This window comes from Pseudoalteromonas sp. Angola-7, from assembly GCF_028599255.1.
Taxonomy (GTDB): Bacteria; Pseudomonadota; Gammaproteobacteria; order Enterobacterales; family Alteromonadaceae; genus Pseudoalteromonas; species Pseudoalteromonas atlantica.
The window spans coordinates 1-21,296 of record NZ_JAQREL010000022.1; the positions used below are offsets into that span (position 1 = coordinate 1).

Here is a 21,296-nt window from a genome sequence, read left to right on the forward strand (position 1 = left end):
GCGAGCTTGATAAAGTTCCTTTTGCGTAACCAGAGCGATCCATACTTTGAGCAAAAATCGTATAGGCATCATTTTTAGGCTCAACAATTACGTCGTAGGTCTCACCAGGGCCGAATCTAAATTCATCTACTGTCACTGGTTCAACGTTTTGCCCATCAGCTTGTACAACTGTTAGTTTTAGTTCGGGAATACGAACGTCAAAAAAAGTATTGCTTGAGCCATTAATAAACCTAAGTCTTACTTTTTCTCCAACTTTAAACATTCCACGCCAGTTTGTCAAAGGCGCACAACCATTCATTAAAAAAGTCATTGCAGATGCTGATAAGTCTGCAAGATCTGTAGGGTTCATTCTCATTTTATTCCACATTTCCCGGCGTTGTAGCGCATTTGAAACGCTGCTATTTGAAATGTCATCAAAAAACTCTGGAACAGTAGGTTGATTAAAGTTAAATACATCGCTCTGTACTTTTAACTTGCGGAACAAATCCATTGGGTCATCATCAGTCCAATCAGACAATTGGATAACATGCTCATTGTCAGCACTAATAATATCCTTTTCTCTTGGCTCAATAATTAATGCGCCGTACATACCTGTCATTTCTTGAAAGCCACTGTGTGAGTGATACCAATATGTGCCGCTTTGTTGCAGCTTAAATTTATAAACAAAGGTTTCACCCGGCATTATACCTTTAAAGCTAATACCCGGTACGCCATCCATTTGATACGGAAGAATGATCCCATGCCAATGAATTGAACTCGGCACTGATAATTTATTAGTTACCCTGATAGTAACGTCATCACCTTCTCTGAGGCGCAAGGTAGGAGCTGGTATTGAGCCATTGATTGTTGTAGCCATTCTTACAACACCTGTGAAGTTTACGGGTGACTCATCTATCACCAGATCTATTATTTCTCCACTTAGTTCGGGCACAGTACCTGTTATTGTTCCAGCCACTAAAGATGAAGCTGCATGAAGAACACTTGGAAAAGCAGCTAATATACCGCCAGCAGCTAAACCTTGTACAAAGCGTCTACGCGGTGTAGAAATTTGATGTAATGGATCTTTAATTCTCATTTTACTCTCCGAGGTTTGACCAATAAATTAGTGTGACCAATGAATATGCTTAATTTTCCATTCACCATTTTGTTTTTCCAGCACCATCGTTTCCATCCCTTGATAATCACGTTCTTCACCATTGTAAGTACCTTTAGTTTGACTACGCGAGGCAGAGATAGCGGTATTTCCAAGTATCGTCACTTGATGTTCAAGCGTTTCGCTCTTCATAGAAGCTAGATATTTCATATCCGACAGCATATGGTGATGGGCATATTCATCAGCACTTCTTTCAACACGACCGCCCTCATAAATGGTGACATCATCCGCTAACTGCGCTCTAGCTTGTTTCTTATTGCCAGTTTCAAGTGCCTCGTGGAACGCCAACACTACCTTTGCAGCAGGCGTATCTATCCCTTTAAATAATCCTTTGCCTTTGTGTTTATCTCCGTGAGCGTTTGCCGCGAAACTAAACATCATTGATAAAACAAGTAATACATTTATTATTTTCATTTTGATTCTCTTTTTTAGGTTTTAATATGCTGGGCCAACAACACTAGTAAGCCCAGCCGTAACGGTTAAAATGGCGAGAGCAACTATCATTTCTATCGTGATAGACTTAGATAGGGCTTCTCTGCCATCATTGTTTTTAAGTTGTGGAACAAGTTTTAGTTTATGCTTAGCGGCGATAGCCAATATGGAAACAACGAGAAACAGCTTAAATAACAAAGTTTGCCCGTAACTTGAAATCAACAGTGCTTCAACACTACCGACTAATTGAATAGCTAACCATAGGCCAGCAATTAACAATAAACTCACGGCAATACTTGCTTGTTTACCAAAGTTTTCCATCAGTAAATGAAGTTCTACATAATCTAGCTTTTGGCAAGCCTGTTTTAGTGGCAATAACGCCCCAAACCACCATGCCATAACGAGCACATGCAAAATAAGCAAGCCTTTTTCAATTGTGCCTAACTCAGAAATATGACCCAGTAACGTGAATGAGTATGCAAGGATTAATAAACTCAACATTAAAGCGCTTTGTTTTAAGTACGAGTTCACAGCGAGTTTGAACCTTAAAGCTAAAGCGATTATTGCGGTAACTAGCCCAAGCGCTCGAAGCAAAGCTCCAGTGCCGACAGAGGAGTCCCACATAATAGCCAATATATCAGCGTCTATCGCCCCCTGAATTCCCTCTTCTGCCATTGCACCAGTACTGGCAAAGAACCAAGTAATATTAGCGATCAAAGCCATAACTATATAAGTTCTTGTCCACGTTAAATTCGCTATTACAGCATTAGTATGAGATTCATTATTCTCAAATATTTGCCTGAAAAATGTATAACCAGCAATACAGGCAAAGCCGATGTAAAATACAATTTTTGACAGTACAATGACTGTATTCCAGATATACATTTCCATATCAATCACACCGCCTATTTTAGTGAACCATAAAGCCGAAGCTATGTTTCATTTTATGACCATCGTTACCTAAGAAGGTTACATCCACAGCATAGTTTGCAGGAGCTAATTTAGGTAGTTTCCATGTAAATTTGCTAGTAGCGACTTTAGAAGGCTCGAATCCAAATTTAAATTCTTCGCCTTGTTTATTGGCCAATGAAACTTTTACAACCCGTACCTCCTTGGTGAACACCAAAGTTAACTCTTCTGGAGTATTCATTAGCATTGCATTATCAGCAGGCACGCTTTTTTCAAGATGCACATGTGCAAATACTGCACTACTAAAAACAACACTGATTATGGTTAAAAGTTTAATTAATGTTTTCATATATACCTCTATTTATTTAATGGATTAACGACTAAATTTATCTTTGAAAATTTGATTACTTGGAATCCCAGCATCTGTAATTATTTTTTCCACTTCACTCATCATTGCTTCTGGACCGCACAAGTAAAACTCAGCCAAAAGCAGTTCTGATTTTTGGTTCATATACGGCAGAAGTACTTTTTGAACATAGCCTGAGTGCCCTTGCCATTCTTCTGAAGGATTAGAAAGAGTAGGAATATAAGAGAAGTTTTTATGCTTCTCACTCAGTGACTTCAATTCATTATGGTATAGCAAGTCATCTTCAGTTCGCGCACCATAGATAAGAGTCAAACCACTTTTATCTTTATGCTTTTTCAACTGTTCAAAAATAATAGACCTCAGTGGTGCAAGTCCTGAACCCGCACCAATAAACACGCGACTAACTTTTTTATTTGAAGTGGCATAAAAATCAGAAAAAGGGCCTTTTGCAGTTATCGTTTCACCTACTTGGAGTGAACCTAAATAACTTGAACCTATTCCTGCTTTAAAACCATTCTTTGCGGTCTGCCAACGGATATTAAACATTAACTCATCAGACTCCTCGTCAAAGTTAACTAATGAGTAGTGGCGAGTTGCACCGTTATGAGAAAATTTTCCATGATAGTAGCTATCCCAGTATTTTTCATAGCACTCTGGCATATCATCTGGACGTAAGCTATTCATCCCTGCTGGCACATCAAATTGCATATATGCACCAGCTTTAAATGCCAACTGTTTGCCTGATTTCAGCTTAAATTTCACTTCCTTGATAAAAGGAGTAATGAAATTAGTCGCAACCACAACTAGCTCATGATTTTCAATATTGCGATCAGTATTAACTTCAATCGAACTAATTTCAGAGAACCTATGCTGACATCCAAGCCGATAACCTTCCTTAAGTTGCTCCTGAGATAAATGTTCCTGTTCAGATAGTGTGATAGGTAATTTAGTTGAACTTAAGAACACGCATTTGCCACAAGTACCGCCACCACCGCAACCTGAAGGAAGGTATACATGTGAACTAGCTAGCCCTTCTAGTACAGTTGAGCGACCAACTGCTGAGATGTCAGTAATAGTATTTTCATTGGAAAACGTCACTGCCACTTTTTGCTTGTTAGTGCCCCAACCTAGCTTCAGTAAACCACTTCGATACTGTTGTATCAGCCAAGTAACACCAGTAATTGAAAGGAATAGCGTTGCAAAAGCAAATGCAATGATCAACCAATGGTTAAATCCTCCAGAATTGCCATAGTCCATAAAGTGAAGCTTCATCATCAGATCTTTCAATCTGAAATCATCATTGGCATGGCGAAGTACTTGACCTGTAATACTATCTAAATAAATAGTTGTATTGTTCTCATCCTCAACGGCAACTTGCCACATAGGATTTTGCTGCCTTACGTGATCAGAAAACGGAGGTTGAGATAACACTGGAGTAGTTAACTTACCCTGTCCTGAGTAGGAGTTTTTTGCCAAAGTTAGTACTTGTTCTTCAGACAAATTAAATGGCTTTCCTGTTACAGCATCAAATAGCTTTGAGTGGCGTTCTTGATAGCTATGCTGCCCCTTATCGAACACAAAATGATAGTAAGGCTGATGTAAAACCCATATAAGGTTTACTTCCTGCGGAGCATTACTAGTAATCTCTTTAATAGGGAATAGGTCAAAGCCTGTAATGCTACCTTCATGATGAGAATGAACTCTAAGTTCATTACCACTGGCTTTACTGTGATCCATCAAATTGAAGTAAAGGCCCGTTCCCAACCAAATAAGCAGTTGTAAACCAACAAATAAAGAAAGCCACTTGTGTATCGTTGTATTTAACTTAAATAGTCGCATCAAATGACTCCCTTTTTATTTGGGGAAAGCACTCGGTAATAAGTCAATACAGCGCCAGTAATTGCGCCCATTAGACCTAGAGTTGCGACCAAGAACAAAAACCAGTTAGATACGTTTTCTCCATCATCGTAATCCATAATGTGAAAACGCCACATCCAATCAAACAATCGCCAGTAATCATGACGCTTGGCAACAAGTGATCCTGTTTGTTGACTTATATAAAATGTCGGTGTGGAGAATTGCTCAAACGTCACTCTCCAAACAGGTAAATGCCTTGGGGACAACTCAGCAGGCAAGTTTGTCGCTGACTTAATCAACCTTACGCTGTCGATTTGATGATTCAGCGCATAATGGTATTGTGCGATTTCTTTAGCCTTGATTTCATCTACAAGGGCCTGAACAGCTCCAGTTTTAGCATCTATTGCTACTTTTCCATTTTCTCCATTAATAAAAGAATACAAAGGACGGCCCATACTTTGAGTAAGTGTAACTTGGCTAGCTTTAGGATAATCCGCAGCTAGCTTTACAATGGAGTAATCCATACTTGCTAAATCTATTTTGGCTTCCTCACTCTTAGCCAAGGTTTCGCCGTGTATATAGTGAATATCCATAGTCACCATATACACGCCTGTAATAGACCAGAAGAGGAATTGTATTCCGACAAATGCCATTAGCCATTTGTGATATTTTCTAGCCGTGCTAAGCATTATTCTCAGGCTCCACGTTAGAAAGCTCTTTGTTAAAGGCATTTACTTCAGGCTTTTTAATGATTGAGTAAATTGCAGGGAGTACAATAAGCGTGAGCAGCACAGCGCTTGTCATTCCGCCTACCATAGGAGCAGCAATGCGGCTCATGACCTCAGAACCTGTACCAGTACCATATAAAATAGGCATTAAACCTATAATGATTGTAGCTACCGTCATCATTACTGGACGAACTCGTAAGCCAGCACCGTGCAATAATGCATCTTGATATGCATCATCTGAGATGAGTTCTGCTCGCTCCACCGCTTTTTCCTTAAGCTCAGCAAGTGCTTGATTGAGATAAACCAGCATTATCACGCCAATCTCAACCGCAACACCAGCTAGAGCGATAAAGCCCACACCAACAGCTACTGAGAAATTAAACCCTTCTAGATACATCAACCATAAGCCACCGATCATTGCCATCGGCAAGGTAACGATAATGATAGCCACCTCACTAAACGCTCTGAAGTTTAAGTAAAGTAGAATAACAATAATGGCGAGTGTTAAAGGCAATACATAGGTGAGCTTTTCTTTCGCTCTTTCCATATATTCGTATTGCCCAGCCCAAGTAATTGAATAACCTGCTGGTAGTTTTAGATTATTAGCCAAGTGTATTTTTGCACTTTCAACATAAGTACCTACGTCAACACCGTCTATATCGATAAACGTCCAGCCATTTAAACGAGCATTTTCACTCTTAATTCCCGGCGGACCGTTCTCAACTCGAATATCTGCGACATCACCTAGTGCAATGCGTTGACCACTTGGTGTTACAACAGGTAATCGTGATAGCTGCTCAGGAGAGTCTCGATAGTCTTGCGGATAGCGTAAGTTAACAGGGTAACGCTCTTGACCTTCTACCGTTTGGGTAACGTTCATACCACCAATAGCTGTAGAAACCACTTGTTGAACATCTTCGATGTTTAACCCAAAGCGACTTGCCTTATCGCGTGAAATATCAACCTTGATATATCGTCCACCTGCAACTCGCTCTGAGTAAACTGATGCTGTGCCTGTAACTTCGGGTAAAATTTGCTCTATTTGTTGGCCGATTTCCTGAATCACATCAAGCTCTGGTCCGGCGACTTTAATACCCACAGGCGTTTTTATGCCTGTTGCTAACATGTCGATTCGGGTCTTGATTGGCATAACCCAAGCATTCGTTAAGCCCGGAAACTTAACCAATTTATCAAACTCAGCTTTTAACGATTCAGTAGTCACACCCTCTCGCCACTGCTCTTGTGGCTTCAATTGAATAAAGGTTTCAATCATGGTTAAAGGTGCAGGATCGGTTGCAGTTTCAGCTCTTCCTACTTTACCAAATACAGTTTCAACTTCTGGCACAGTGCGAATAAGCTTGTCTGTTTGCTGCAATAACTCCCTTGCTTTACCAATTGAAATACCGGGATAGGTAGTAGGCATATACATGAGATCGCCTTCATCCAATGGCGGAATGAATTCACTACCAATTTTATCGACAGGCCAAAAGCCAACGATAGTCACTAATATTGCTGCTACTATTGTCGATTTTGGAAACTTCATGACTTGCTTTAAAACAGGCATGTAGATAGCAATCAATAATCGGTTTAACGGGTTTTTCTTTTCAGAAACAACTTTGCCTCGAATAAAGTAGCCCATCAAAACAGGCACCAATGTGATCGCCAAACCTGCTGATGCCGCCATTGCATAGGTTTTTGTATAGGCGAGCGGAGAGAACATTCTTCCTTCTTGCGCTTCCAAGATAAATACAGGTAAGAATGAGACTGTAATGATCAGTAAGCTAAAAAATAGTGCAGGGCCTACTTCACTCGCAGCCTTAGCAACAATTTGCCAGCGATTTTCATCTGTTAGTGGTGTTTTCTCCATATGCTTGTGCATATTTTCAATCATCACTATTGCACCATCAGTCATCGCACCAATCGCAATAGCGATACCGCCTAAAGACATAATGTTGGCATTGATGCCTTGCATATACATGATAATGAACGACACCAAGATACCTAATGGCAGAGTAACAACTGCCACAATAGATGAGCGAAGATGAAATAGGAAAGCCACACAGACAATAGCAACGACTGCAAGCTCCTCTAGCAACTTGCTCCAAAGATTATCAACAGCACGATCTATTAACTTCGATCTGTCATAAACAGGGACAATCTCCACCCCCTCTGGTAGAGAAGATTTAAGCGATTCAAGTTTTTCTTTTACCCCGTTTATGGTTTGTTGAGCGTTTTCACCAAAGCGCATAACGACAACACCACCAACAACTTCGCCTTCACCATTAAGCTCTGCGATACCACGGCGCATTTGAGGCCCTAAATTAACGGTAGCAACATCACCAATACGCAATGGCGTGCCTTGTTCGTTAATACCAAGTGGGATTTTCTCTATATCACTAACTGATTGAATATACCCCGTTGCGGTAACCATATATTCAGCTTCAGCCATTTCCACAACGGATGCGCCAGTTTCTTTGTTCCCTTTTTGTAAGGCTATTTGTATTAAACTTAGAGGAATATCGTAAGCTCTCAATTTATCAGGATCTACTTGCACTTGATACTGCTTAACCATACCACCAACGGCGGCAACTTCGGACACGCCCGGAACAGTTTGTAGTTCATACTTTAAGAACCAGTCTTGAATGCTTCTTAATTGGCTTAGATCATGGTTTCCAGACTTATCTGTTAAAGCGTAAATGTATACCCAACCCACACCTGTTGCATCAGGTCCTAATTGAGGTTTTGCCGAATCAGGCAGGCTTGATGCTACTTGGCTTAAGTATTCAAGTACTCTGCTTCTAGCCCAATACAAATCAGTATCGTCATCAAAAATAATGTAGACGTAGGAATCACCAAAAAATGAGTAACCACGAACAGTTTGCGCCCCCGGCACTGATAACATCGCTGTAGTAAGAGGAAATGTCACTTGATCCTGCACTACTTGTGGTGCCTGTCCCGGATAGCTCGTCTTAATTATCACCTGCACATCAGAAAGATCGGGGAGTGCATCTACTGGTGTTTTTTGTAATGAATACAAACCACCAAACGCGATAATTAAGGTAATCAACAAAACAAAGAAACGATTGCCGATAGACCATCTAATAATTGATTCAATCATTATTTTTCTCCCACTTAATGATTAGAATGATCAACAGCAGCTTTATTTTCCTTGCCGTGTTGTTCATCTGATTCAAGAGAAATGTCAGTGATAACTAAGTCATCTCTAACCTCAAAAGTGAAAGTGACATTATCACCGACATTGAAATCAACCATTTCTATATTGTCCGCGACGATAAAATCCATCGTCGCAGCAGGTCTATCCCATTTCTCTATTGGGCCTCTGCTAATATTTAGAATCCGTGTATCAATATCAATCGCATTAATTAAACCTGATACTGTTGCTGATGATACTTCAGGCTCACTCATGATATGAATTCCAGTAATTTCATATCCACCGTCTTCGGTTTTGCTCACTTCAAAGTGCAAAGATTGACCTGACTTTAATGAGTCAATATCGACTTTTTCAGCCACAGTAAAATCCATAACCATTTCAGGCCAATCCCAAGCTTCAGCAGGGCCATGTGAAATATTAACCATGCGGTGCCCTGCCATAACACTATTAACATCCCCTTGCATCCAAACAGAGTTAGGCACTTCATCATGAGTCATTCGTTTAAAGTCAGAGCTTTTACTTGATTCAGAATCAATCAAGAATTGGGCAGATGTCACCACAACGTCATCTTCATTTAAGCCGTCTAATATTTCGATGCTGTCGATATCAACCCGGCCAATAGTCACTTCAATAGATTTAAATTGCCCATCACCTAACGCAAGTACTACTCTGTCCTGTTTACCTGTTCTAATAACGGCTTCTTTAGGCACGAGGATGGTGCTATCAGCTTGATTAGCGTGAATAGAGACTTGTGCAAACATATTTGGTTTTAATTGATAGTCTGTGTTATCAAATTTCAATCTCACTCGGAGTGTGCGTGTTTTACTGTTCAATGTTGGATAAACATAATCAACGACACCAGCCCAGTCCTCACCGGGTAAATAATCCAGTGTCATTGATACAGGAAGTCCTTTTTTAATTAAGGCTGCGTCACGTTCAAACACTTCTGCTTCAACCCAAACTTGATCTAGCTGGCCAATGCTTAATAAGGTGTTTCCCGGCTTTACATAAAAACCTTCTCTAACCTTCAAACCATCGACAACACCTGCTTGCGGTGAATAAAAGGTAATTGTTTGCTGAACCTTTCGTGTCTTTTCTAGCTTTTGAACAAAGTCTGCTGAAAGCTGTAACGCTTTTAGGCGATCTTTGGCTGCTGAAATTAAAGAACTATTGTTGCGCTTTAACGCTATTAACAGTTCTTCTTGCGCGTTAACTAACTGAGGAGAATATAGTGTATAAAGAGGCTGCCCTTTCTCTACAGGGTTACCTGCTGCTTTGATGTAAAGTTTATCAATCCAGCCATCAACCCGTGGGTGGATATGAATTAGCTTATCTTCATCATATTGAACGTAACCTACCGTTGAGATTTCAGTATGCATATTTTTCAGTTCAACAGGTGCAGTGCGAACCCCAAGGTTATTCACTACATGAGGCGCAATTTTTACTGCTCCGGGGCCAAAGTCATCACCAGATGATCCTTCCTCATACACTGGAATTAGGTCCATCCCCATAGGCGACTTACCGGGCTTGTCCCGGCGGTAATTAGAATCCATCGGTGCAACCCAATACAGCGGTTGTTTCTCTGCTGATGTAGCTTCATCAGTATCACTGTTTGAGCCTGCACCTTGATATAAGCTCAATGCTCCTGCACCTAGTGCTGCCCCAATAATGACGGCAATAATTGTTTTCGTATTCGTTGACATTATTTTTCTCCAAATTGCTTATTGGATAAGTGCTGATTAGTTTTGTGCGAAGTGTGCAATGGCTTATGTTCAGCATTTGATTTAGATTGAGAATGCGCAAAGAAATAGTTGATGCGAGTAACTGTTTTAAGTGCATCAACATCAATTCTTAAAGCTGATATTCTGGTATTTAATTCGGCAATTCTTGCTCGAACAACTTCGGCAAAATCGCCATCATCATTTGTGTAGGCTGTCAATGACGCTTCTGCTTGGTCATGAGTTTGTTTAAGGAGTTGTTCTTGATAGATAGATTGTCTATCTGATAAGCGTTTAAGCTGTCTTAGTTCTTTTTCTAAAACACTGATCATTTGCTTTGTCAGTAATAGTTTCTCGGTTTTAATAGTCTCTGAATCTGCAATAGAAGCTGCAACTTGCTTATCTTGTCTGTTCTCGGTAAACAAGGGTAAATCAAACGTTACCCCAACAGAAAATAAATCAGCTCGGCTATCACCAGAGGGCATATTGTCGCGATAGGCATAACTAGCATTAACACCCCATTGCGGCTCATATTGCTGTTTGGCTAACTCAATTCCTTTTTCTGAAGCTTTGCGTTTTATATCAATTGCAAGTATGGCTGGGTGATTCGAAAGCTCCTGAGCCAATAGATTTCTTGAGTAATTAGATGCTTTTAGGACTGTTGGATTATTCAGAGTAATTGCAGGTAACTTTTTAGAAACCCTAAACTCTAATGGTTGCGCGTCAAAGTTGAATGATTCATTCAAACGATCCGCATCGTAAATATGAAGCCACTCATTGAGACGAGCGATTGTCGTTTCTAGTTTCTGCTTTTGCGAAGTTAATCTGTCATCTAACTGCACGATTTCCAACTGAGCACGAATAACATCTTGCTGTCTAGTTTTACCAACAACGTTTGAATAGCTAGCTTTAGCCACTTCCGCCATCTGCTCAAAGAGAGACCAATCATCTTCAATCAATTTAATAGTTTGTTGGGCTAAGTAAGCATCTAACCAAAGTTGTGACACTTGGCTTTTCAACTTAGCTTTACGATCCTCTCGTAACAGTGGAAATTTCGTGGACTCAATTTGTAACTGGTCTTTCTTGATCTCTAGACTGTCGCCTCTCGGAAACATTTGAGAGACGCCAACCTTTAGCTGAGTCATTCCTTCCTGATCTAAATCCCAAGTATCTGTTGGTAAATTCATTATCCCTAGCGATACTTTCGGATCAGGCAAAGTACCTGAAGCAATACTTCTATTTTCAACTGCACTTTGTTTCAATCGGCTACCATGAAGCCAAGGATCATTTTGCTGAGCTAAGGTGATAGCTTGTTCAAGCGACACTACTTTCTCAGCTTGAGCTGAGAATACAGATAAGCCGAGTATTAATGCAGTTGAAAGTGAAGTAAGGTTTGAAGAGTTCAATTTCATTAGAATTGCTCCTCGTATGTCTTAACTTTTGCATAGACTTTGCTCGTTCCATCTTTAAATAGAATTAACACGTTGTATGGCATAAAGCGGTCATCGACTTCCATACCGGGAGAGCCAACTGGCATTGCTGGAACTGAAAGCCCAATCGCATTGGGATGTTCTTCTGATAAGAACTGCTGAATAAATTTAGCAGGTATATGACCTTCAAAGGCAAATCCATTTCTACTCACTGCCGTGTGGCATGAACGGTAATTAGGTTTGATACCATACTTAGTTTTGATGTTGCCGATGTTTCGGAAATCTTTGGAATGCGCAACGATCCCTTTGTCTTCAATATGAGTTATCCATTTTTTACAACACCCACAAGTAGGGGTTTTATAAACGATTAACTCCAAAGGTGTTACGTCGTGATTGTCTGCATGGTTATGTTCGTTGGCGTTTGCAAACGCAGGTGAAAGCAGCATTACTACTGCTATTTTTAAATACTTATTGATCATTTTTGCCCCCAGACATCGCTGGAAAATATCTATAGCGCTACGACGCTATATTGACTAACAGAAAAATTAATTACATGTGCGAGAAATTTGGACGCACTAATCCTGTATTAGGCAAAAATTGGTGGACGATAAAGGGAAGTGGAAATTGAATGAGGTTGTTTAGATTGCAGAGCAGCTACAGATTCACTGAATATTTGAATATCTGTCGAATCAATACTGGAATTTAGGACTGTCGTAGATGAGCAAGCATTTGCAGGACAAATACATTCAACGTCACAACAATCTTCTGATTGACCATTACTGCTTTTATTCATATCACCATGATCCATGTTCATGTTCATGTTCATGTTCATGTGTGATTCGTGAGAACCTGATGACATTTCGCAAGGCATAGCAGAATACGCAAATGCTTGCCCTACAAAGGCAACCAGCATAAGCGTCATTACTAAGACTTTTGAAAATGCTTTAGACATAAAATTCTCTTACAAATATACATCTCTAATACTAATGCAAATTTTTGACTAAGTCAATTGATGCTGTATAAACATTTATGAATATTTGATTATCGTCAAATTTTTCAAAGAGGTAAGTGACAAATAATAATCTCATCAGACTTCTTATCTTCGCTATTCAATGGCTTTTATTTTGAGACTTAAGTTGCTCTCTCATTTCTAAAACTCGATCTGCCGAATAAGCTCCTGCTCTCATAACAACCAGTTCAACAAATGAAATATCAATTAACTTATGGTCAGCATCAATCACATAACAACTCCCACTATGTGTGTATATTTCTAACTTATCTTCATCAGCAGATTTGCTAACAATCTTTGAAGTCACGATTTGCTGAAATGGCCGAAACCTGAATGTTTCATCTTCAATAACCCCCCCTGATAAAAACTCGCCAAGAAATATTTTTTCAAATTCTTTATAGTCGTAAACAGATACTATGTAGGCATCCTTTAAATATATTCTATCCAACGTATTCCCTTACTAATAACTAGCCGGGAGCATATCTCGCAGCTCTAATAACTCATTAGGAGAATACATACACTCATGCATTAAATTAAACTCAAATGCATTTACATCAAACTCTTTAGATTCAGCATCTAAGATATAAAAGTCAACACCAAAGCACTTACTTTCTAGACCATTGATTTCCAAAACCTTTATCGTGAATAAAGCATCTCCTTCTTTACCATTTTCATTTTCGTCAGCAAATGTGCCGTAAAGCACCCGTTCAACTTTTTCCTCTGTATCAGATTGAATTGAGATAAGTTTTGCGTTGGTTAGTTTTACTCTAGGTCTCATGCTTGAACTCCTTTCATATCTTCTACAGAAAAAGGACGAAAAAAACTTAGATATTTAACCCCATCAACTTTAAGCAAATTGTTGTCAGCATCAAAATGTGACAGAACACTAGATTGATACAACGAAATGTATTTTTCATAATCGATTGTGTTAAAAAAGTTGGTATCAACGCGCCTCGCATAAAAAACAAGATCTTGCTGTTCGATACGAACAATGAACTTCTGATCGCCATCTAGATTTTTGACTCGTAGACATAAATCAGGTTTGTGCCAATCAGATACAAAGGAAGGAATCAATGGGAAGCCATATACCAAATAGCGCATACCTTCGATTTTGAAGGTTGTTGGATTGAACTGAGCCTTATTTACTTTGCCGCTACTGAATAATTCAAGTGTCAACACCAGCCAGTGCACATGCTTAGAAAATGTATTTCCTTCAGAAATACAGCCTTCAAACTCACCATTATGGTTTACATGATTGATGTACATGTATTTTCTAATGTCATCCAAGGAAAGCTCTTCAAACGGAAACTTGCAAGCGATTAGCCTGAAATAACAACCATGAACTTTTAAATCTGCATATTGAACTATCAACGGATCATCAAAGGCATCAAAGTATGGTCGCCACTCTAAGCGGAAGTCTGCACCTGTATTTACAATAAACTTGGCATCTTCAGGCAACCCTAAAACTTGGTATATCACTGAAACTAACTCTAATGTTTCGATATCTACCAGCATCAGGCTTTCAATACGGTTTGCCATTGACTCAATTTCTTTATGAAGCGATTCAATAATTTCTTGATCATCGTATTCGTTGATCATTAAATATTTCAGGGAATCGTGCTTTAGAATTGAGTCCAGCTTTTTCTTTTCAAATACTTCAGAGAGATATTTATGGGTATCAGAAAAATAAGGGCAGTTATAAACACCTCTAGCCCACAGGCCTTGGGCGTAAAGATCAGGAAACTCTAATAACTCAGCAAACTCTTTTGCTTATTTATTGAGCTTATTCTTTAATTGATAAAGTGAGATCATTTAGTTCTCCAAACAACTTTCCAATAAACAATGGCCTACCAACACATTGCTTTATTTATTGTTCAAATAACCAAATTTTTACGGATGCTCCGCTTCACTGTTCACGTTTTTCAAGGCGAAAAACATGTGTTGGCGTAGGCTGTCCGTTCAGCCTTCATCTTATAATATCGCCAAAAAACAAAATGACAACTTACGTATTTGTACAACTTTAGGTAGATATTTTGAGTTTGAACTCTGAAAAGCTAAGCCCAAATAGGGATACGACCATCTCTTCATTTATATTGGAGCCGGGAAATTTTTTTTCAAAATTTCCAATAATGCTATCTAGGTGGCTAGCTAATATTTTTACTAAAAATATTTCCGAGTTTGGTGAGAGTGCAGACAGTGCTATCAATGGGTTGTCAAAGGATTCAGCTTTTATTTTTACTAGTAAATCGCTGTAACTGTCACAGCCGTAAAGACAAATAGCTAGGGCTTCTTGGGATTGTCCAAGGGGAATAGTTAATAATTTAGATAATCGTTTTACCTGCCTTTTTATATTTACTAGCAGGTCTTCTTTATTAAAAGACATCAATACACCAAAAAACGGCAATGCTAGGCCACGCACCTATGTCACTCAGTTTTTGTGAATATTTAATCTTTTAGTTCAGAGTAAATCCATTTCGTCCTGTTTTCGTGGGAACGGGCTTCTCTGAAAAGCCACTGCAAAAAGCAGTGGCTATTGTCGCAATATTATAAGGAAATGTGAATGGTAGTTTGATGCCTACATATTCTTTTCAGTGAATTCAGCCAAGCTACTACGCTCTACTTCATCAAAAATTAGCACTGATCCTTTTTCATAATGACGATACACATTAACAGCCGCACTTGCACCAGAAGAAGCAGGTGTTACAAACTTATCATCAATCTGGGCTAAGTTGCCCAACACGATTGTGCGACAATTTTTGCCACCACGACTAAGCATTCCTTTAATTTGAGCACGGGTCATATTTTGTGCTTCATCAATAATTAAAACAGCATCATCAATTGACCTGCCTCGAAAATAAGCCATAGAAGTAAACTCTATATTGGCACGCTCTATGACATGCTCAACAGTTGCACTAATATTACCTTCATTGTTATCACCTGAATGCATTGATATAAGCGCATCTGTTATACCTGCTAATAACGGCATTGATTTCTCTGTCAGGTCACCGGGTAAAAACCCCGGATCATCGTCCATAAAGTCTCTGGAGCGCACCACAACGATTTTTTTGTACTTTTTTAACTCCAATACTTGATGCAGCGCCGAAGCAACTGCTAAAAAAGTTTTTCCGGAGCCAGCAGGGCCAAGGATGATATTTAAGTCATAATATGGATCTGTTAATTGGCTTAAAGCTACTGCCTGACGCTGATTTTTAGGCAAAATGCCCCATACTTTTTCTTGTTTACGAGGCAATAACTTTGTGAATACCTCAGTATCTGTTACTTCTGAAATTCGCCCAATGTGTCCAGCTTCATCGTACCAATACATGTTTGGCTGAACTTCATCATTAAATAGACTTATTGGGAAAGTATAAACTTCTCCTGAAACCTTGAAGTCTTTGTCTGATTTAATTCGATCAAAAAGATCTCCTTTAAAGGCTTGTACCCCTGTGTATAAAAGATCAATATCTGATATTTGATTATCTACGGCAACGTCTTCTGCCATGACCCCTACGGTTCGAGCTTTCAAGCGCATATTAATGTCACGGCTAACAATTATTACGTCTTTATCTAAGTCCTTCTGAAGATACAGTGCATAGTTAATTATTCTATTGTCAGCGTCACTTCCAATACCGTGCTTTAACTCTTTAGCCATATCGAGCTGGGTATCAATTCCAATAAACAGTTTTCCTCGTTTAGCTGTTTCAGTAGAAGGCAGTGGAATACCAGCTTCCATCTCTTCTGCACTGTGCCCATTTATTATATCTTCAAGCATACGAATACATACACGAGCATCAGCACTAACCGATTTGTTAGTTCTTTCTTTTAAGTTATCTAATTCTTCTAGAACTGTTAGACAGATGTATACGTCTTCACTGTACGCAAGAAGTGACTTTGGATCATGAACTAGTGCCGATGTATCCAATACTCTTGGGTTTTTGTTTTCACTTGGATTATTCATTTTAGTTCTCCTTTGAGAACGATTTTCATTAATTAGCATTTTAGATTTACCTTAGCTTTATTATTTTTGTTTGTGCCTCTTGCAGGTTAAATCCGTTATTTATATTTATTGATGAATGGTTCTATTCTTTAAGTCACACTTAATGACATGTTAGAGAGATTAGATCTTAGCCTGTTATAAATACTCAATTTATTCAGTAAGAATAAGGTCTGTAGATAGGTCTGCACAAATATTGAAAAAAAGCTTGCAGTAATACCTGTTTTACCGCACCCAGCTGGGCCGGTTAAAATAACCAGCTCAATACTAGGGTCAAGCAAGGCGTCGAGTGCCATACCTTGGTAAATATTTTTAGGTTTTACGCCCCATGCTTGCTGGTGCATTAAACGCTCAACACTAATATCTTTTAATTTAATACGCTCGTTATCGTAAGATTTGACCCGCGCAGCAAAGTGCTCGCTGCCATCAAGTATGTACTCATTGCAAAACACATCAGGAATTAAGTTTTTAGCCACATAATGAAACGTATCACGGCCGTGCTGCTGTGTTTCGCATTGCCCTACGTGCTGCCAAAAATCGCCCTCTATTTTTTTATAGCCGCTAGTTAATAAAGCAATATCATCAATTAGTTGGTCGGTACGGTAATCTTCAACATATTTAAGGCCTGCACCTTTTGCTTTAAGGCGCATGTTTATATCTTTTGTCACCAATACAATTTTTGAATCGCTGTGCTGTTTTTGTAAATACACGGCGCAGTTAATAATACGGTGATCGTTTTCATCTCCCGGTAAACCAGAAATAGAATCTGCAAAAAGATGGTCATTAACAATAATGAGCGTACCGGTTGAATTGGCATTTGCCTTTTTATTGCTAGGCAGTGCAACACCCTGCAACATTTGCTCTGGAGTTGCGTCTTTTAGTACCTCATCTAAGCCGCGAATAGCCACTCGTGCATCACGGCTTACGTCGTGTTTTCTATCTTTAATGTGGTCAAGCTCTTCTAAAACAGTCATGGGAATGACAACGTTATGTTCTTGGAAAGACAAATAAGCGAGGGGTTCGTGGAGTAATACATTGGTGTCTAGCACATACATTTTACTTTCAAGGTTCGAAGCTTTTTCCATAGCACTTTCCTTACGTTTTATGATTTTTATGCTATACCAAAATAACTAAGTAAAACGGGCCTAAATTCAAACCTGCAATACTTAATTGCTAAGGCATAATCTAAGTTTAGTCTATTTGTCATAAAAGTCCGTTTTATTACAAACACGATATAGTTTTTATTTACCTAAAAAAGAGCCATTTGTTAGCACTGTTAATGGGATTAATTCGCACTTATAAAATTAATTAAAAGTGAGTCAAATAGCGCCTTGCAGTGGTGTTATGTAACAGGTAACATAGCCGCCTTTTTCTTCATAGACGAGACATACATGAATTTTTCCTTAGGTCAGCGTTGGATCAGTGATACAGAGTCAGATTTAGGATTAGGCACCGTAGTTGCCATTGAAGGCCGCCAGGTCAGCATTTTATTTCCTGCCAGTGGTGAAAACCGTGTTTATTCTAGTGCAGAAGCACCGGTTACCCGTGTGGCATTTAATCCAGGTGATGTGATCAAAAGCGTTGAAGAATGGGAATTAGAAGTAGAGTCTATTGAAGTGCAAGGTGAACTACTTTGCTACGTAGGTACTCGCGTTGATACCGGCGAAGAAGCAAAGCTAAAAGAAACCTTTTTAGATCATTTTATAAAGTTTAATAAACCGCAAGATCGTTTATTTGCAGGCCAAGTAGATCGCTTTGATCGCTACACCTTACGTTACCAAACATGGCAACACCAATTTGAGCGCCAGCAATCGCCTATTAAAGGCCTAATTGGCCAGCGCGCTAACCTTATTCCGCATCAGCTTTATATTGCACAAGAAGTAGGTAAACGTTTTGCCCCACGGGTACTGCTCTCAGATGAAGTAGGCCTTGGTAAAACCATCGAAGCTGGCATGATTTTACACCAACAAATCATTAGTGGCCGTGCTAGCCGTGTACTCATTGTGGTGCCAGAAAACCTGCAACATCAATGGTTAGTAGAAATGCTACGCCGCTTCAATTTACGTTTTTCTATTTTTGATGAAGAGCGCTGCGACGAAGCCTTTGCAGACTCGCCAAACGTATTTGATACCGAGCAGCTAGTGCTTACCAGCCTTGAGTTTTTAACCAAGAAAAAACGCTGGTTTGAACAAGCAACACTTGCTGATTGGGATTTATTAGTTGTTGATGAAGCGCACCACCTGAGTATTAACAATGGTAAGCCGAGTACCGAATATCAGCGCATGGCTGAGCTTAGCCAAGATATTCCGGGTCTTATTCTATTAACAGCAACGCCTGATCAACTTGGTCACCGTAGCCACTTTGCCCGCTTGCAATTGCTCGACCCAGATAGATTTTACGACTACGACGTATTCAAAGAAGAAGAAGCTAATTACAAAGACGTTGCCGAAGCGGCAAATCAGCTACTGCAAGCACAAGCCCTTGATGATACAGCCAAAGCCACACTCATTGAGCTATTAAAAGAAACCGATATAACTGATGTGCTTGAAAAAGCTCAGCAAGGTGATTTACCGGCACGTAAAGAAATACTTAACATGCTGCTTGATCGCCACGGCACAGGTCGTATTTTGTTTAGAAACAGCCGCAGCGGAATTGATGGCTACCCTAGCCGTAAATTACATGCTTACCCAATGGCACTGCCAAAGCAATATAAAACAGCAATGTCGGTACTTGGCAGCATGAGCGGTATACAAAGTGCAGAGTTAAGCGCACAACGCGCGCTGTTTCCAGAGAAAATCTTTCAAGAGTTTGAAGGTGAAAGTGCCAGCTGGGGCGCATTTGATCCACGTGTAGATTGGTTAATCGAAACACTTAAAACCCTAAAGCACGAAAAAGTACTGCTTATTTGTGCCAAAGCCGAAACCGCTATTAGCCTTGAGCAAATTTTGCGTGAGCGTGAAGCAATAAAAGCATCTGTGTTCCACGAGGGCATGTCGATTATAGAGCGTGACCGCGCAGCCGCCTTTTTTGCCGATGAATACGACAATGCACAAATACTGCTGTGTTCAGAGATTGGCTCAGAAGGACGTAACTTCCAGTTCTCGCATCACTTAGTGTTATTTGATTTACCACTAAACCCTGACTTACTTGAACAACGTATCGGCCGATTAGACCGTATTGGGCAAACAAAGGATGTTAATATTCATGTGCCGTATTTTGAAAATACAGCGCAAGAAGTATTACTGCGTTGGTACAACGAAGGCCTTGATGCATTTGAAAGCACATCAACCACTGGCCAGCTATTGTATAAAGAATTTAGTGAAGACCTACTTGATTACATTGCTGCCCATAATTGTGATGAAGAAGAGCTCGACCCTCTACTTGAGCAAGTAGCAAAGCAAAATGCCGTGCTACGCAAACAAATGGAAAGTGGCCGTGACCGTTTATTAGAGCTGCATTCATCTGGCCAAGGCGCTGCCGATTCATTGGTTGAAGAAATTGAAGCACTTGATAACCAATTTGAGTTACCAAGTTACATGATCAACGTATTCGACACATTTGGAGTAAGCCAAGAAGACAAAGGCGAAAACACCATTATTTTAAAGCCAACAGAGCATATGCTAAGTGCATCGTTCCCAAGCTTAAAAGAAGATGGCATGACGGTTACCTTTGACCGCGATACCGCCCTTTCGCAAGAAGACGTACATTTTATTAGCTGGGATCATCCTATGGTGCAAGGCACAATGGACATGATTTGTGATGATGACTTTGGTAGTGCCTCTGTTGCTTTACTTAAAAACAAAAAATTACCACCAGGTACCTTTTTTGTTGAGCTAATATTTGTAGCCGAAGCTATGGCACCAAAAGCCCTGCAAGTAGGTCGCTTTTTACCGCCAACGCCTATTCGCATATTACTTGATAAAGCCAGTAATAACCTCGGCGAAAACGTGGCGTTTGATAGCTTTAACCAACAGCTTTCAGCCGTTGGTCGTCAAACTGCAAGTAAATTAGCAGGCGCTTTACAAGGTGCGGTTCACCCAATGATCAACACAGCAAAAGAGATGGCTCAGCAACAGCTTGAGGTTATTCGCAGTGCGTCACTTGAAAAAATGCAAAGCACCTTAGGTGAAGAACAAGCTCGCCTTGAAGCGCTTAAGCAAATTAACCCTAATATTCGCCAAGAAGAAATTACCTTCTTCGATAAGCAGCGCAGCGAGCTGACAACGCATATCGAAAAAGCCCAGTTAAAACTTGATGCGATACGCTTAATCGTAGTTTCACACTAAGGTTTTTGAGCGTTTAGTTTATAGCTATCAGCCGTTAGTTAGATCAAGATATAACTAAACTACACTTCAAAAAGCACGGTTTACAGGCCGTGCTTTTTACATTCACCTCTACAATTACTCATCAGTATCTTGGCCACCTAATAAAGCCATTATTTCAATATCTATTTCTGTAACTCTGTAAAAAATGCTGTCTGAGCCACAAACGGCACGCCGATTGTTCACTAAAACCGCTTTTTTCTGA

At 39.7% G+C, this 21,296-nt stretch carries 17 protein-coding genes and 1 pseudogene; 1 reads left to right on the forward strand and 17 read right to left on the reverse strand.

Annotation, left to right across the window (positions count from 1 at the left end):
* The 17 genes and pseudogenes from PSH50_RS20005 to PSH50_RS20085 form a co-directional block, all read right to left on the reverse strand.
* The coding region (locus tag PSH50_RS20005) for a copper resistance system multicopper oxidase (protein ID WP_273609998.1) at positions 1-1,075 on the reverse strand (1,075 nt) is incomplete at its 3' end.
* 27 nt (positions 1,076-1,102) lie between these two features.
* Positions 1,103-1,567, reverse strand: a complete 465-nt coding sequence (locus PSH50_RS20010) for a nuclear transport factor 2 family protein (RefSeq protein WP_273609999.1) — start codon at positions 1,565-1,567, stop codon at positions 1,103-1,105.
* Positions 1,568-1,588: 21 nt separating this feature from the next.
* Complete coding sequence (locus PSH50_RS20015; protein ID WP_273610007.1) at positions 1,589-2,476, reverse strand: copper resistance D family protein; 888 nt, start codon at positions 2,474-2,476, stop codon at positions 1,589-1,591.
* Positions 2,477-2,495: 19 nt separating this feature from the next.
* Positions 2,496-2,843 (reverse strand): copper resistance CopC family protein, encoded by a 348-nt coding sequence (locus PSH50_RS20020; protein ID WP_273610000.1) that lies wholly within the window; start codon positions 2,841-2,843, stop codon positions 2,496-2,498.
* Between the two features lie 24 nt (positions 2,844-2,867).
* The gene (locus PSH50_RS20025) at positions 2,868-4,700 is read right to left on the reverse strand and encodes a 2Fe-2S iron-sulfur cluster-binding protein (RefSeq protein ID WP_273610001.1); all 1,833 of its coding nucleotides are present in this window, start codon (positions 4,698-4,700) and stop codon (positions 2,868-2,870) included.
* On the reverse strand, positions 4,700-5,407 hold the full coding sequence (locus PSH50_RS20030; RefSeq protein ID WP_273610002.1) for a PepSY domain-containing protein: 708 nt from the start codon (positions 5,405-5,407) through the stop codon (positions 4,700-4,702). The genes PSH50_RS20025 and PSH50_RS20030 overlap by 1 nt, the downstream gene beginning before the upstream one ends.
* Entirely contained in the window at positions 5,400-8,564 is a 3,165-nt protein-coding gene (locus tag PSH50_RS20035; protein WP_273610003.1) for an efflux RND transporter permease subunit, read from the reverse strand. Before PSH50_RS20035 ends, PSH50_RS20030 begins: the two co-directional genes overlap by 8 nt.
* 14 nt (positions 8,565-8,578) lie before the next feature.
* Positions 8,579-10,321: an efflux RND transporter periplasmic adaptor subunit gene (locus tag PSH50_RS20040; protein WP_262976102.1), complete on the reverse strand. Its 1,743-nt coding sequence runs from the start codon at positions 10,319-10,321 to the stop codon at positions 8,579-8,581.
* Complete coding sequence (locus PSH50_RS20045) at positions 10,321-11,748, reverse strand: TolC family protein (protein ID WP_138611110.1); 1,428 nt, start codon at positions 11,746-11,748, stop codon at positions 10,321-10,323. The genes PSH50_RS20040 and PSH50_RS20045 overlap by 1 nt, the downstream gene beginning before the upstream one ends.
* On the reverse strand, positions 11,748-12,245 hold the full coding sequence (locus PSH50_RS20050) for a DUF411 domain-containing protein (RefSeq protein ID WP_036956660.1): 498 nt from the start codon (positions 12,243-12,245) through the stop codon (positions 11,748-11,750). Before PSH50_RS20050 ends, PSH50_RS20045 begins: the two co-directional genes overlap by 1 nt.
* 107 nt (positions 12,246-12,352) lie before the next feature.
* Positions 12,353-12,718 (reverse strand): hypothetical protein, encoded by a 366-nt coding sequence (locus PSH50_RS20055; RefSeq protein ID WP_010558035.1) that lies wholly within the window; start codon positions 12,716-12,718, stop codon positions 12,353-12,355.
* Between the two features lie 157 nt (positions 12,719-12,875).
* On the reverse strand, positions 12,876-13,223 hold the full coding sequence (locus tag PSH50_RS20060; protein WP_016899198.1) for a hypothetical protein: 348 nt from the start codon (positions 13,221-13,223) through the stop codon (positions 12,876-12,878).
* A gap of 12 nt (positions 13,224-13,235) precedes the next feature.
* On the reverse strand, positions 13,236-13,553 hold the full coding sequence (locus PSH50_RS20065; protein WP_008109627.1) for a hypothetical protein: 318 nt from the start codon (positions 13,551-13,553) through the stop codon (positions 13,236-13,238).
* Positions 13,550-14,374, reverse strand: coding sequence for a hypothetical protein (locus PSH50_RS20070; RefSeq protein ID WP_273610004.1), 825 nt, complete (start codon positions 14,372-14,374; stop codon positions 13,550-13,552). Before PSH50_RS20070 ends, PSH50_RS20065 begins: the two co-directional genes overlap by 4 nt.
* A gap of 421 nt (positions 14,375-14,795) precedes the next feature.
* Complete coding sequence (locus tag PSH50_RS20075) at positions 14,796-15,158, reverse strand: hypothetical protein (RefSeq protein ID WP_273610005.1); 363 nt, start codon at positions 15,156-15,158, stop codon at positions 14,796-14,798.
* Positions 15,159-15,350: 192 nt separating this feature from the next.
* Positions 15,351-16,733, reverse strand: a complete 1,383-nt coding sequence (locus PSH50_RS20080) for a PhoH family protein (RefSeq protein ID WP_029773033.1) — start codon at positions 16,731-16,733, stop codon at positions 15,351-15,353.
* Between the two features lie 257 nt (positions 16,734-16,990).
* Positions 16,991-17,854, reverse strand: a pseudogene (locus tag PSH50_RS20085) (PIN domain-containing protein); the annotation flags it as partial.
* A 306-nt stretch (positions 17,855-18,160) separates the two neighbouring features.
* On the opposite strand from PSH50_RS20085, the gene rapA reads away from it, so the two are divergent.
* A complete protein-coding gene (rapA, locus tag PSH50_RS20090; RefSeq protein WP_096041176.1) occupies positions 18,161-21,055 on the forward strand; it encodes an RNA polymerase-associated protein RapA in 2,895 nt (964 codons plus the stop codon).
* Positions 21,056-21,296 lie beyond the last annotated feature (241 nt).

Excerpts from the sequence above, each read along its gene's own strand:
- PSH50_RS20010 (WP_273609999.1), bottom strand. The coding sequence starts at position 1,567 with ATGAAAATAATAAATGTATTACTTGTTTTATCAATGATGTTTAGTTTC.
- PSH50_RS20015 (WP_273610007.1), bottom strand. The coding sequence starts at position 2,476 with ATGGAAATGTATATCTGGAATACAGTCATTGTACTGTCAAAAATTGTA.
- PSH50_RS20020 (WP_273610000.1), bottom strand. The coding sequence starts at position 2,843 with ATGAAAACATTAATTAAACTTTTAACCATAATCAGTGTTGTTTTTAGT.
- PSH50_RS20025 (WP_273610001.1), bottom strand. The coding sequence starts at position 4,700 with ATGCGACTATTTAAGTTAAATACAACGATACACAAGTGGCTTTCTTTA.
- PSH50_RS20030 (WP_273610002.1), bottom strand. The coding sequence starts at position 5,407 with ATGCTTAGCACGGCTAGAAAATATCACAAATGGCTAATGGCATTTGTC.
- PSH50_RS20035 (WP_273610003.1), bottom strand. The coding sequence starts at position 8,564 with ATGATTGAATCAATTATTAGATGGTCTATCGGCAATCGTTTCTTTGTT.
- PSH50_RS20040 (WP_262976102.1), bottom strand. The coding sequence starts at position 10,321 with ATGTCAACGAATACGAAAACAATTATTGCCGTCATTATTGGGGCAGCA.
- PSH50_RS20045 (WP_138611110.1), bottom strand. The coding sequence starts at position 11,748 with ATGAAATTGAACTCTTCAAACCTTACTTCACTTTCAACTGCATTAATA.
- PSH50_RS20050 (WP_036956660.1), bottom strand. The coding sequence starts at position 12,245 with ATGATCAATAAGTATTTAAAAATAGCAGTAGTAATGCTGCTTTCACCT.
- PSH50_RS20055 (WP_010558035.1), bottom strand. The coding sequence starts at position 12,718 with ATGTCTAAAGCATTTTCAAAAGTCTTAGTAATGACGCTTATGCTGGTT.
- PSH50_RS20065 (WP_008109627.1), bottom strand. The coding sequence starts at position 13,553 with ATGAGACCTAGAGTAAAACTAACCAACGCAAAACTTATCTCAATTCAA.
- PSH50_RS20070 (WP_273610004.1), bottom strand. The coding sequence starts at position 14,374 with ATGATCAACGAATACGATGATCAAGAAATTATTGAATCGCTTCATAAA.
- PSH50_RS20075 (WP_273610005.1), bottom strand. The coding sequence starts at position 15,158 with ATGTCTTTTAATAAAGAAGACCTGCTAGTAAATATAAAAAGGCAGGTA.
- PSH50_RS20080 (WP_029773033.1), bottom strand. The coding sequence starts at position 16,733 with ATGAATAATCCAAGTGAAAACAAAAACCCAAGAGTATTGGATACATCG.
- rapA (WP_096041176.1), top strand. The coding sequence starts at position 18,161 with ATGAATTTTTCCTTAGGTCAGCGTTGGATCAGTGATACAGAGTCAGAT.